The organism is Stenotrophomonas sp. 96582_Sma, assembly GCF_056480905.1.
In genome coordinates, this window is the sequence record NZ_CM151122.1 from 4,944,622 (window position 1) to 4,958,559 (window position 13,938).

Sequence of the window (13,938 nt, forward strand, 5' to 3'; positions counted from 1 at the left end):
GGGCGGCAGGCACTACTGCGCATCGCGCAGCGCGCCCAGGAAGGCGCGCAGCGAGGCCGGCTTGATCGGCTTGGTCAGCACGCGGTAGCCGCGTTCGCGCGCCATCCGCTTCAGCTCGTCGCGACCATCGGCGGTCAGCAGTGCGCCCGGCAGCGGGTAACCGGCCGCCTCGCGCAGCGCTACCAGCGCATCCAGGCCGTCCATGCGGTCGTGCAGGTGGTAATCCACCAGCATCACCTGCGGGCGCTCGGCAATCTTCTCCAGCGCCTGGTCGACGGTGGCAGCGGTGATCACCTGCACCTGCCAGCGGCCCAGCAACGCGCGCATGCCATCGAGGATCTCTTCGTCGTTGTCCACGCACAGCACGCGCAGGCCGGCCAGCGAATCGCTGCGCACTGGTGCGGCTACGTTCTGTGCAGGTGTGACCAGCTCTGTGTAGCCCGGCAGCGGCGCCACCCGCGGCAGGATGATCGAGAACATCGACCCCTTGCCAACCCGGCTGCGCGCGTTGAGGCGATGGTCGAGCAGGCGGGAGATGCGCTGGCAGATCGACAAGCCCAGGCCCAGCCCCTGTTCACCCCAGTCGAACGGCTGCTGGTAGCGATGGAACTCGTCGAAGATCTGCCGCATGTGGTGCTCGGGAATGCCGGGACCGGTATCCCATACCTGCAGCTCCACTTCGTCGCCGCGTTGGCGCACGGCCAGCACGATGCGACCCTGGCGGGTGTAGCGCAGCGCATTGGCCAGGAAGTTCTGCAGCACGCGGCGCAGCAGGCGGCGGTCACTGCGCACCCATGCCGGGCGCGCGAACAGGTCCAGGCGCAGGCCACGGCCGGCGGCGACCGGGGTGTACTGCGCGGCCAGTTCGCGCATCAATGCGCTCACGTCGAACTCGCCGATCACCGGATGCAGGCCGCCGGCATCCAGCCGCGACACATCCAGCAGGCCATCGAGCAGCTCTTCGGCCGCACGCAACGAAGCGTCCACACGCTCGGCCAGATGCTTCTGCTCGTCACTCACGTGATCACTGTCGCGCAGTGCCGAGGCGAACAGGCGCGCCGCGTTCAACGGCTGCAGCACGTCGTGGCTGATCGCCGCCAGGAAACGGGTCTTCGACTGCTGCGCGACCTCGGCCTCATGCGAGCGCTCGGCCACGCGCTGTTCCAGCGTCTCGTTGGCTTCCAGCAGTGCTTTTTCCGCGTGCTTGTAGTCGGTGATGTCGTTGTAGCTGGTCACGTAACCGCCGCCGGGCAGCGCCTGGCCACGCATCTCGATCACCTTGCCATCGCTGCGGGTGCGCTCGAACACATGCGGTGAACCGGCACGCATGTAACCGATGCGGCGGTTGATCTGCACTTCGATATCACCCTCGCCCAGCTCGCCGCGCTCCGCGTTGTAGCGGATCAGGTCGGCCACCGGGCGGCCCACGTAGAGCATGCCGTCGGGGTAGCCGAACATGTCCTGGTAGCGGCGATTCCATGCGGTCAGCCGCATGTCCGGATCGACCACGCTGACCCCGGCGCTGATGTTCTCCAGCGTGGTCGACAGGATTTCGCGGTTGAAGCGCAGCTCCTGCCCGGCTTCGTCCAGCACGGCCACCACTTCGCCCAGATCCATGCCCGAGCCACGCAGCAGGCTGGTCAGCAGCAGGCGTGCCGACGCCGCACCGATCGAGGCGGCCAGCAGGCGCTCGGTGAACTGCACCCACGGCCGGTCCGCGGGCGCCGAGGATTGCAGCTCGCGGCCCAGCGACTGCGCCTGCTCGAAGAACGAACGCCGCGCATGGCGCTCGCCAACCACGCGCGAGGCCAGTGCCAGCAGGTCACCCACGTGCACGTGACCGGGCCAGCCACCGGCCACCGACGGACGCTCGGCATACGGATCGAGGAACGGCGCGGCGCGAAGCCGCTCGTCGACACCGGGCCGCCAGCGCGCGGACACCAGCATCATCGTCGCCGCGTTGACCAGCAGCGACCAGAAGGTGCCGTGGGTCAGCGGGTCCCAGCCGGTCATGCCGAACAGCTGCTGCGGGCGCAGCCACTCGATGCCGAACGGGCCGTGCTGCACCCAGCCAGCATCGACCCAGCCGGCCATCGTCATCGCAGGCAGCAGCAGGGTGTAAAGCCAGGTGGCGAAGCCGAGCAGCATGCCCACCTCGACGCCGCGCCGGCTGGCACCGCGCCAGTATAGGCCGCCGATCAGGCCGGGCGCGAACTGCGCCACCGCCGCGAACGCCATCAGGCCGTACGAGGCCAGCGTGCTGTCGTTGCTGCTGGTGCGGTAGTAGCTGTAGGCCATCAGCGCCAGCAGCAGGATCGCCAGGCGGCGGATCCACAGCACGCGCGAGGCGACGTCGGCGGCCTCCTGATGGTCGCCACTGCGACGCAGCAGCACCGGCATCACCAGATCGTTGCTGACCATGGTGGCCAGCGCGATCGACGACACGATCACCATGCCGGTGGCCGCCGAGAAGCCGCCCACATAGGCGATCAACGCCAGCGCATTGCGGCCTTCGGCCAGCGGCAGGGCCAGCACCATCGAGTCGTCGGCGACGCTGCCGCCGGTACCGAACAGGGTCACGCCGGCGGTGGCGATCGGCAGCACCATGCCCGAGATCAGCACCAGGTAGCCGCCGAACATCCAGCGCGCGCGGCGCACATCGCGCACATCGCCGCACTCGACCACGGCCACGTGGAACTGGCGCGGCAGGCAGATGATGGCGAGGAAGCTGAGCAGGGTCTGCGAGATGAAGCCCACCGGCGGCAGGCCGGTGAACAGCGTATGCACCGATTCAACCACCGCGTCGGTGCGGTTGCTCAGCCACAGGTAGGCGAACACGCCCACGGCCAGCATCGCCAACAGCTTGATCACCGATTCGAAGGCGATCGCCAGCATCATGCCGTGATGGTGTTCGGTGGCATCGACCTGGCGGGTACCGAACAGGGTGGCGAACAACGCCATCAGCAGCGCCACGTACAGCGCGGGATCGGTGAAGAAGCCAGTGGGGCCGGTGTTGCCGGTCAGTACCTGCAGGCTCATCGCCACTGCTTTGTACTGCAGGGCCAGGTACGGAATGATGCCGATCAGCGCGATGATCGCAACCAGCGCCGCCAGCCGCCGCGAGCGACCGAAGCGCGAAGAGATGAAGTCGGCGATGGACACCACGTTCTGGCTGCGTGCGATCAGCGCCAGGCGCTCGATGATGCGCCAGCCGAACAACAGCAGCAGCAACGGACCGATATAGATCGGCAGGTAGCCCACGCCGTTGCGCAAGGCGGTACCGACCGCACCGTAGAACGTCCACGACGAACAGTACACGGCCAGTGCCAGGCTGTAGACCACCGGCCGCAGCCACGGCCGGTCGGGGTACATCGGCCGACGGTCACCCCACCACGCCACGCCGAACAGCAGCGCGGCATAGGCAACCGAGACCAGCAGCAGGATCCAGCTGGAGACCACGCGCGCGTTTCCGTCGGAAGAACCCGCAGTGTAGGCCAGGCGTGGCCGGGGGTGCGGGCTCGTTGGGGACAACCACCCCCACCAAGGTGGGGGCCTACGCGGTGCGGGCCACGACCATTGGTCGCGGCCGGCTTCTTACTGGGCCGGCACGCCCATTTCCTTCAGCAGTTCCGGCGCCGGGTAGACCTTGGCCAGCAGCCAGCGCAGGTAGCGCATGTCCACGTGCACGGCGCGCTTGTAGCGCGGGTCGAACCACCAGCTGGCGCTGACCGATTCCCAGTTGCTGTCGAAGTTCAGGCCGATCAGTTCGCCCTTGGCGTTGAGCACCGGCGAGCCGGAGTTGCCGCCGGTGGTATCCAGGTTGGTCAGGAAGTTGACCGTCTGGGTCTTCAGCGCCGGGTCGGCGGTGCTGCCGAAGTCACCCTTGGCGATCGCGGCCAGCAGCGGCTTCGGCGCATCGAACGGATAGGCGTTGGTGTTCTTCTCGACGATGCCGACCACGGTGGTCACCGGCGAGTAGGTCACGCCGTCGCGCGGATGCAGCGCTTCGACCTTGCCGTAGCTGATGCGCAGGGTGCGGTTGGCATCCGGGTACACCGCGCGGCCCTGCTTGGCACGCCAGGCGAACAGCGCCTGCATGTAGGCCGGGCGCAGGCGCAGCTGCTCGCCTTCGCGGGTCTTGCTTTCGTTCTCGATGCGCAGCTGCGCGGCCACCAGCGGGGCGGCCACGGTGATCAGCGGATCGGCAGCCAGCGCCTTGCCTTCGCGCGCAGCAGCGAAACGGGACAGGCGCTGTGCCTCCTCACCCAGCTGGGTGCCGGCGTACAGGGTGTCCAGTGCCTTCGCCAGCTGCTCCGGGGTACGGCCGAAGGCCGTATCGAACTCGGCCACGCGCTGCGCGTCCGGCAGCTGCTGGTAACGGGTCAGCAGGGTGGTCAGCAGCGCCTTCTCGACCTCCGGCGCGTAACGGCGCTGGACCTGCTTGAGCACGCCTTCGATCATCGCCTGGTCGCGCTGCTGGAAACCACTCTCGCGCTGCGCGTCCGGCTTGGCAGATTCGATACGCAGACGTTCCAGCAGCAGCGCCGAGCGCAGCAGCTGGCTCTGTGCGGCCATCTGGTCCAGCAGCAGGTCACGCTCGCCCACCGCCGCACCCTGCGACAGGTTGGTCAGCAGCGCCTTGATGTCGCCCTGGTACTTGCGGTCGGTGGCAGCCAGCATCGCCGTCTCGTCGGCGGCACGCTGGGCCTTGGCGTCGCTGCGCAACAGGCCTTCCAGCTCACCGGCGGCGCGCTTGCGGTTGTTCTTCAGCGACTGCAGCTGTGAGGCGTAGCGGGTGCGCGCCTGCGCGTCCTTGGCGCTGGCGGCCTCGATGGTGTCGATCATCTGCTGGAACACCGATACGCGGCGCGGCAGCACGGTATCGATCTGGCCAGCGAATTCGGCCGCGGTACGGTGGCGATAGGTGATGCCCGGGTAACCGGCCAGCATCGCGTAGTCACCTTCCTTCGGACCTTCCACCGACATCTGCAGGTGCGCCGGCGCCTGGTAGGGCACGTTGTCCTTGCTGTACGCGGCCGGCTTGCCGTCCTTGCCGACATAGGCGCGCAGCAGGGTGAAGTCGCCGGTGTGGCGCGGCCACATGAAGTTGTCGATCTCGTCGCCGTAGTTGCCGATCGCACGCGGCGGCGCGTAGACCAATCGCACGTCGCTCAGTTCCAGCTGCGCGATGCGGTAGAAATCGGTGCCGTAGTACATGTTGGCCACCGAGCAGCGCACGCTGCCGTCCTTCTCGCACTCGGCCACGATCTGCTTGCTGGCCGCATCCACCGCATCGAAGTAGGCACGGCCGGTCTTGCCACGCGCCTGCGCCAGCACCTGGTCGGTCACCTTGTCGAAGCCGACGGTGACCAGCACGCGGAAGTCCGGGTTGGCCGGGCGCTCGTCGGCGCGGTCCTTGGCGATGAAGCCACCATTGATCAGGTCGTGCTCGGGCGAGCTGTTGTACTGGATCACGCCCATCGCCACGTGGTGGTTGGTCAGCAGCAGGCCGTCCGACGATACGAACGAGCCGGTGCCGCCACCGGCACGCACCACCGCGCTCAGCGGCGGTGCGGTGACATTGGCCAGGTCGGCCGGATTGCCCTTGAAGCCTGCGGCCTGCAGCGGCTTGGCCAGCTCCGGCAGCTGGGTCGGCATCCACATGCCTTCATCGGCGTGGGCGCCGGCGGCGAGGGTCAGGCCCAGGGCCAGGGCGGTGGGAAGGGCTTTGCGTGGTGACATGGGGCAATCCGGTACGACAGAACAGCCCGGGACCATAGCCGCTGGGGGCGGAAGGGGCAACGGCCGATGGTTGGGGGCGTCGTGCACGGTAGTGCCGGCCGCTGGCCGGCAACCCACGCAACTCGGGAGATACGGTGCAGTTGCCGGCCAGCGGCCGGCACTACCGCATCGTTACTTCTCCCGCCGCCAGTTGATCGACCCACGGTTTTCCACCGTGCTCGATTCCACTTCCACATCGAAGCCGCGGCGCAGCAGGTACTTCAGCGTGATCACCGAACCGGCACCGACCAGCGACACGCCGTAACCGACGTACAGCTTGGGCGAGATGTACTTGCCGACGCCGATCACCGAGCCACCCAGCGCGCGCGACTGGCTCACGCCGGCATCGTCCAGGCCCAGCTTGGCACCCAGCTGCGAGGCCAGCAGGCCGCTGCCGGCCGACAATGCCGCCGAGGCCGCATTGACCTGCTGCGTCTGGTCGCTGCTGGCGCCGGTCAGGCTGCGTCCCAGCACCAGATAAGCCAGGGCTTCGGACTGCGACATCGCCGGGTCAGACCACACGTCCGCACGCGGCTGCTGCGCACGCCCGGTCACGTCGATACCAGCAGTGACATCACCGATCCGGCGCTCGGCACGGATGTTGATGCGCGGGTCGGACACCGCGTTGTAGTTCCAGGTGAGGTTGCCGCGGGTGATGGTCAGGTCCTGCCCGTACGCCTTGTAGCGGCCACTCACTTCCAGCCCGCCATTGGCGGTCATCTCGCGGCCAGGCTTGGCCCAGACCTGCATCTTGCCGGTCAGCGCGCCCTTCAGGCCGAAGCCGGTCATCTTCACCTTGTCACCGAGGCTGACGGTCAGCTCCATGTCCAGCGGCGAGGTACGCGACTCTTCCGGATCGGCCGGGTCGAGCACCACCACGTCTTCGGACACCGAGGTGCCGCGGTCCAGGCGCTCCAGATCGATGTCGGCCTCGGGCACGTGCACGGTGCCACGCAGCTCCATCGCGGCCTTGGCCAGGGTGAAGTCGAGGTTGGGATTGGCGACGATGCGCAGCTCGCTGGTGTTGGACAGCAGCACGTTGTCGCCGTGGATCTTCAACTGCAGCGGCTGTGCATCGCCGAACCACGACAGGCCACCATCCACGTACAGCGTGCCCTGGCCGGAGTTGGCCTGCGCGGTGATCTTGGCCGAACCGTCGGGCTGGGCCACGAAGCTGCCCTTGCCCTGGTCGAAGGTCAGGCCCAGCGCCGGGAATTCACCCTTGAAGTTGCTCAGCTGCGCGTCACCGCCCAGCGAGGGCTGGCCACGCGTACCGCGCAGGCTGACGTGGCCTTCGATCAGGCCGGTCGGTCGCACGATGTCCGGCGAGAACAGCTCCAGCCAGTACAGCCGCGACATGTTGAGATAGAGCTCGCCGTTCAACGGCGCGCTGGCTTCCCAACCGGTCTGCATCCTGGCATCGACGAAGCCGTTGCCCTGGAAGCCCATGCCCAGGTAGCCCTTGATGCTGGCCGGGGTCATGTCGAGCTTGAGCGAGAACTGGTCGTAGCGCACCAGCTCGCCACGGGTGGTGTCCCCCACGGCATTGCGGTTCTCACCCAGGCGCACGCCGCCTTCCTTCGAGCGCACTTCCACATGGCCTTCCCAGGCGTTGCCGCGCGGGCGGATCTGCGCATCCAGGCTGACATCGCCACGCAGGTAGATGCGACGGCCGGACTGTGGCGGCAACCACGGCTGCACCAGCGCCAGTGGCAGCGCATCACTGCGCACCACCAGGCCCTCGCGCGGCCAGTTGGCCTGTGCGCACAGTGTGCCGCTGCTGGCAGCGGCCAGGCAGGCTTCGCCCAGCGTGTAGTTGCTGCCGTTGATCGCGAACGCCGCCGGTGCACGCAGCGACCAGGCATCGCCCTTCACCGGTGCGATGCGCAGCGCGGCCAGCTCGCCGCGCCACTGCGCGCCCTGCTGGCGCACGCTGCCCTGCAGCTCGATCGCGCCCATCTCATTGCGGGTCTGCGCGGCCAGGCGCAGGTTGGAGACACTGCCCTGCGCATCCACATTCAAGCGTTCCAGCAGCATGCCGGCATTGACCTGCTGGCCCTGGATCGCCAGCGTGCCGCTGTCGCCGCGCCACGGCAGGTGGCCCTTGATGCTCACGCTCTCGGCGCCGTAGCCGTCCCAGTTGAGGTTGTTGCCGACCAGGTCGGCGGTGATGTCCGGCGCATCGCGCGGGCCCTTCACCTGTACCTGACCACGCAGGCCGCCATCGGCGCCCGGCAGCAGGTCACTCAGCTGCAGCGGTTCGAAACGCGCATCGATGTCGAGGCGGTCACCGACCTTGCCCGAAGCGGTCACCCGGCTGCTGCCCAGCGACAGCTTCAGGTCACCCTGGCCCTGCGCGCCCTGCAGCGCGAACTTGCCCTGCGCGTCCAGGTTGCGCTGACGCAGCACGCCCTTCAGCGACGGCAGATCGACCGTGGCTTCCAACGTGCCGGCGGTACCCGGCGGTGCGTTTGCCGGCGGCGGCAGCTGGCGGCCCTTGGAGGCCAGGTTGCCGGACAGGCGGCCATTCCAGCCCGGCACGAAATAGCCGGGGTCGAAGTCCTTCAGTGTGGCCTTGGCATCCCAGTCCAGCTGCGGTGCCCACGCCACCTGGCCTTCCACCTGCAGCTGGCCACCCGGGGTCTGCGCCTGCAGCTGGTGGATCGACGCGGCCTGATCGTTGCCGCGCACATCGAAGTGCAGCTGTGCCTTCTGCGCGTCGCGCTCGACCTCGGCGCGGCCGATCGCCGCCCAGGCCTTCAGGGTACCGGCCAGGCCGAAGCGTGCTTCCTTCAAGGTTACCGGCACCGGGGCGCTGCCGGCGGTGTTCGGGTCCGCCGCTGGCACGTAGGTCAGGTCATGTGCGACCACCGAGAAGTTGAGCTTCTGCTGGTCTTCCTGGCTGAAATCGGCGGTGCCTTCCAGCCGCGCCTCACCGCCAAGACCCTTCACCAGCAGCGGTGAGACTTTCAGCACCTGGTCCTGCAGCGACACCACCGACGGTGCCAGTTCCAGTTCCTGATCGCCCTGTTTCACCTTGCCACGCAGGTTGGCGTTGCCGCCCTTGCCGGCGGCGGTGAAGTCCAGTGCCAGCGGCGCGATCGCCGAGCTGGCCAGTGCCGGCGACAGCAGCGCCAGATCCAGCTCGTCACTGCGGATGCTGGCGCTCCAGCTCGGATCGGTGCGGCCATCGAACACCAGCATCGCGTGCAGCGGCTTCGGCGCGCGCCCGGCTACGGCCACTTCCATGTGCGACAGGTCACCGCGCGCGACCAGGCCGACGGTGGCGGCCGTGCGGCCACGCGGCGCCGGCAGCACCGCGGTGACGGTCACATCGGTGTCGTAGTCCTTGGCCGGGATGTAACGACCCTGGGCGGTGAAATTGCCCATGTCGCTGTCCACCACCAGTTTGTGTGCCTGGAACTCGCCATTGGCGATCTCGATGCCGCCGCGCACGCGACTGATGTCGATCACCGGCTCGTTGGCCTGGCTGATGCGGAAGCCGTCGATGGCGATGGCATCGGCCTGGATCGCCAACGGCATTTCGATCTGCGGCAGCGAATCCGGCCACGACGGCAGCTTGAACGGCTCGTCACTCTTGGCCAGGTTCAGCGTCGCGTTGGTCAGCTCCAGCTTGTCCAGCAGCAGCTTGCGGCCCAGCAGCGGGCGCAGGTCCGGCTCCAGATGGGCGCGCTCGGCGTGGAAATGGATGTCGTCGTAGCGGAAGTCGACGTTGTACAGGGTCAGCGGACCGGCCACCGGGCCGTCCACCTTGTCCCAGGTGAAGCTGGCGCCCACCGGCAGCCGTGCCACCACCTGCGCCAGCAGCACGTCACGGCCGGCCACGGTCTGCAGCAGCCAGTACACCGCCAGCAGGGCCAGCAGCACCAGGCCCAGCACGCCCACACCGGACCAGGCCCAGAAGCGGCGGCGGCGGTAGAAGCGCACGCGCGGCGGCGTGCTCGGGTTCGGAGTGGGTGCGGGCGTACTCACAGGTCCGCTCCGATGTTGAGGTACAGCTGGAACTGCGAATCCGGGTTGTTCAAGCCATGCGCGATATCCACGCGCACCGGGCCCACCGGCGATTTCCAGCGCACGCCGAAGCCGACGCCGGTATGCAGATCGATGGTGTTGTCGAAGGCGCTGCCGGTATCGACGAACACCGCCGCACCCCACGGGCCACCATTGAAGTAGTGCTCATACTCGGCCGAGCCGATCACCAGGTTCTTGGCGCCCAGCGCGTACTTGTCCGGTGCCGGGGTCCGCGGGCCCACCTCGCGATAGGCATAGCCGCGGATGCTGCGGTCACCACCGGCGAAGTAGCGCAGGCTGGGCGGCATCGCCACCAGATCACTGGTCCAGGTGGTGCCACCTTCGCCGCGCAGGATCAGGCGGTTGCTTTCGCCCACCGGGATGTACCAGCGCAGCACGGCATTGGCCTGCACGAAGCTGGTGTCCGAACCGGCACCTTCAACGCCGGCACGCATCGTCGCAGTACCGCTGATGCCCTTGCGCGGGAACAGTTCGTCATCGACGTTGACGTAGTCGGCGACCATCTGCGGGTACACCAGCGTCGACGTGTTGTAGACCGCGTCGGTGAATTCGGTGCCGGAGGCATAGCGCCAGCGCTCGCGCAGCGCGTTGATCGAGGCGATCGCGGTCCAGTGTTCGTTGATCTCGCCGCTGCGGCTGGCGATCAGCTTGAAGTTGCGCAGGTCGATGTAGTCGGTCTGCTCGTCGTAGGCGCTGGCAGCGAAGGTGTACCAGCCATCAAGCCAGTTGAAGGCCGGAATGCGGTAGCTGGTGACCAGGCTCTTGCGCTTCTGCGCATAGTCCAGCTGCGTGTTCATCTTGTGGCCGCGGTTGTTCAGCCACCGCCGTTCGATGCCACCGCGCACACCCGGGCCACTTTCGCTGCCGTAGCTCAGACCCGCGGTGTAGATGGTGCGCTTGGCACGGGTCAGCTTCACATCCACCGGCACTTCGCCGTTCGCATCGGCCTGGTCGGGCCGCGGCTGGATGTCGATCACGCTGAAGTAGTCCAGCTTGGTCAGCGACTCGCGCAGCCGGTCCAGCTTGCCCTCGTGGAAGTAGCTGCCCTGTTCCCAGTACACCAGCGGATCGAACAGCTTGTCGACGAAGTAGTCCTGCTCGAAACGCACCGGTCCCATGTTGTAGCGGCGGCCGCTGTCCCAGGTCAGGTCGATGTCGGCGGCGTTGTCGGCACGGGTGATCTGCACCTGACGCTGGGTGTAGTCGGCATCGAAATAGCCACGTTCGGCCAGGCGGCGGGTGACGGTGATCTTGCTGGCTTCGTACTGCGTATGTTCGAAACGCTGGCCCTTGCGCGGCTTGAACGCGGCCAGATCGTCCTGCAGGTACTGGTCGTACATCGCCGGCCCGGTGATGTCGATGTGCTCGCGGCGGACGGTCACCGGGGTGCCCTTGTCGACATGGATCAGCACGCGCACGTGCTCGTCCTCGCGCGGCGCCTCGACCTTGATCACCGGGTTGTAGTACCCGAACGGTTCCAGTGCCTGGCGGGTCTGCCGCTCGGCCTGTGACAGCAGGTACTCCAGGCGCGATTCGCCCTGTTCCTTGCCGATCGTGTCGTACAGCGACAGCGATTCCTGGATGTTCTCGATGATTGCGGCGTCGTCGCCCTTGTCCAATCCCTTGATGTCCACCTTGTCGATGGTGCCGCGCGCGTGGGCCACGGAGGTGGCGGCCAGCGACAGGACCATCAGCGGCAGGGCGTATTTCTTTGGCTGCATGCGGCACAGCATACCGACCGACGGTGACGATGCGAAATGCATCACGTCATTCGGGATCGGTTGTTAAGTGGCGGTCAAAATACGCGCCTTTGTGGCGATCGTCGTGATCGCAGCCGAGGATGCCGGCATCGTGCGCGATGCCGGCAATGACCCCGATGGACATCCGCCAGCGGTGATCCGGTAGTGCCGGCCGCTGGCCGGCAACCCACAGACCGATCCGATGCGCGGTGGCAATGCCAGTAGATCCACGCCATGCGTGGATGGGCCGCCAATCAGCTCGACAGATGCTCGATCGCCGCGACCTTGCCCAGCCGCTCACCCAGCATCGTCAGCAGCGCCAGGCGGTTGCCACGCAGCGCCGGATCCTCGGCATTGACCATCACGCCATCGAAGAACGCGTCGACCTGCGGGCGCAGGCGTGCCAGGCGCGCCAGCACAGCCACATAGTCCTTGTGCTGCAGGCTGGCGCCGGTGTCGTCGATGGCCGCGGTGACCGCTTCAGCCAGCGCGCGCTCGGCGTCTTCCTGCAGCAGCGCCGGGTCGATCTGGGCCGGGATGTCGCCTTCGGCCTTGCGGAGGATGTTGCGGATGCGCTTGTTGGCCGCAGCCAGCGCCTCGGCTTCCGGCAGCGCGGCGAAGGTGCCGATCGCATCCAGGCGGCGGTCGAAGTCGTACAGCGAGGCCGGCTTCAGCTCGGCGACGGCGTTGAAGTGCGTGGCCGGCACGCCCTTGTCGGCGTAGTAGCCCTTCAGGCGGTCGAGGATGAAGTCGTACAGCTCGCCGACATCGGCCTGCACGTTGCGCGCGGCCAGGCCGGCGTTGGCGCTGGCCAGCAGCGCGCGCAGGTCCAGCTCGAAGCCGCTTTCGATGATCGTGCGGGCCAGGCCCAGCGCGTTGCGGCGCAGGGCGAACGGGTCCTTGTTGCCGGTCGGCTTCAGGCCAGCGGCGAAGCCACCGGCCAGCGTGTCGACACGTTCAGCAATCGCCAGCACCTTGCCCAGCGGCGACAGCGCGATGTCGTCACCGCCGAAGCGCGGCTGGTAGGCCTCGTCGATGGCCAGCGCCACCTCCTGCGATTCACCACCGGCCACGGCGTAGTGGCGGCCGGCGATGCCCTGCAGTTCCGGGAATTCGTTGACCATGCGCGACTGCAGGTCGTTCTTGGCCAACTGCGCGGCCCGCTTGGCCTGCGCGGCGTCGGCGCCGACCTGGGGGGCGATCGCTTCGGCCAGAGCGGCCACGCGCGCCACCTTGTCGGCCACGCTGCCCAGCTTGGCCTGGTAGGTCACCGTTTTCAGGCCGTCGCCCATCGACACCAGGCCCTGCTTCAGGTCCTCGTCGAAGAAGAACTTGGCATCGGCGAAGCGCGGGCGGATCACGCGCTCGTAACCCTTGGCCACTTCGGCCACGTCCTTCGATTCGATGTTGGCGATGCCGATGAACTTCTCGGTCAGGGTGCCAGTGGCATCCAGCACCGGGAAGAACTTCTGGTTGATCTCCATCGTCTCGATCAGCGCTTCCTGCGGCACCGCCAGGAACGCGCGTTCGAAGCTGCACAGCACTGCCGACGGCCATTCGACCAGGTTCACCACCTGTTCCAGATTGTCGTCGGTGATGCGGGCGCTGCCACCGGCCTTGGCCGCAGCGGCCTCGACCTCGGCAACGATGCGCGCACGGCGTTCGCTCGGGTCGACCAGCACGAACGCGGCACGCAGGGCTTCAACATAATCCTGCGGCTGGGCCAGCGACACCGCCTGGTCGTGGTGGAAACGATGGCCACGGCTGACGCGACCGGCCTGCAGGCCGAACAGCTCGGCCTCGACCACGTTGGCACCGTGCAGCAGCACCAGCCAGTGGGCTGGGCGCGCGAAGCCCCAGGTGTGATCGCCCCAGCGCATCGGCTTGGGAATCGGCATCGCCGCAATCGCCTCGCGCAGGATCTCCGGCAGCAGGCTGGCGGTGCTCGCGCCCGGGGTCACCGCGCGGTGCACGAAGCGCTCACCCTTGTTGTCGGTGGTCTTTTCCAGCGCGGTCCAATCGATCCCGGCCTTGGCGGCGAAGCCCTGCAGGGCCTTGGTCGGCTGGCCTTCGGCGTCCAGCGCGATGTTCAGGTACGGGCCCAGCACTTCGCTGTGCTGTTCCGGCTGTTCCAGGCCGACGCCCGGCAGCAGCACGGCCAGGCGGCGCGGAGTCGACAGCGGGCGCGCATCGCCCAGTTCCAGCGCGACGCCGCGCTTGCGCAGGCCTTCGACGACACCGTCGAAGAACGCCTGGGCCAGGCCCGGCAGCGCCTTGACCGGCAGCTCCTCGGTGCCCAGTTCGATCAGCAGGGGGGACAGTTGGCTCATCGGTTCGATCCTGTGGTGGGGGCGCAGCGCGCAAC

5 protein-coding genes are annotated in these 13,938 nt (G+C 67.7%); all 5 read right to left on the bottom strand.

The window, feature by feature from the left end; genetic code table 11:
* Positions 1–12: 12 nt before the first annotated feature.
* The 5 genes from ACZK2R_RS23175 to glyS all read right to left on the bottom strand — a co-directional run bounded on the left by ACZK2R_RS23175 (position 13) and on the right by glyS (position 13,903).
* Positions 13–3,459, bottom strand: a complete 3,447-nt coding sequence (locus ACZK2R_RS23175) for a hybrid sensor histidine kinase/response regulator (protein WP_180837851.1) — start codon at positions 3,457–3,459, stop codon at positions 13–15.
* A gap of 135 nt (positions 3,460–3,594) precedes the next feature.
* The gene (locus ACZK2R_RS23180) at positions 3,595–5,742 is read right to left on the bottom strand and encodes a S46 family peptidase (RefSeq protein ID WP_180837850.1); all 2,148 of its coding nucleotides are present in this window, start codon (positions 5,740–5,742) and stop codon (positions 3,595–3,597) included.
* Between the two features lie 171 nt (positions 5,743–5,913).
* Entirely contained in the window at positions 5,914–9,774 is a 3,861-nt protein-coding gene (locus tag ACZK2R_RS23185) for a translocation/assembly module TamB domain-containing protein (RefSeq protein ID WP_180838728.1), read from the bottom strand.
* Positions 9,771–11,567: an autotransporter assembly complex protein TamA gene (locus tag ACZK2R_RS23190; RefSeq protein WP_080291770.1), complete on the bottom strand. Its 1,797-nt coding sequence runs from the start codon at positions 11,565–11,567 to the stop codon at positions 9,771–9,773. The genes ACZK2R_RS23185 and ACZK2R_RS23190 overlap by 4 nt, the downstream gene beginning before the upstream one ends.
* 260 nt (positions 11,568–11,827) lie before the next feature.
* On the bottom strand, positions 11,828–13,903 hold the full coding sequence (glyS, locus tag ACZK2R_RS23195) for a glycine--tRNA ligase subunit beta (RefSeq protein ID WP_180838727.1): 2,076 nt from the start codon (positions 13,901–13,903) through the stop codon (positions 11,828–11,830).
* Between the last annotated feature and the right edge of the window lie 35 nt (positions 13,904–13,938).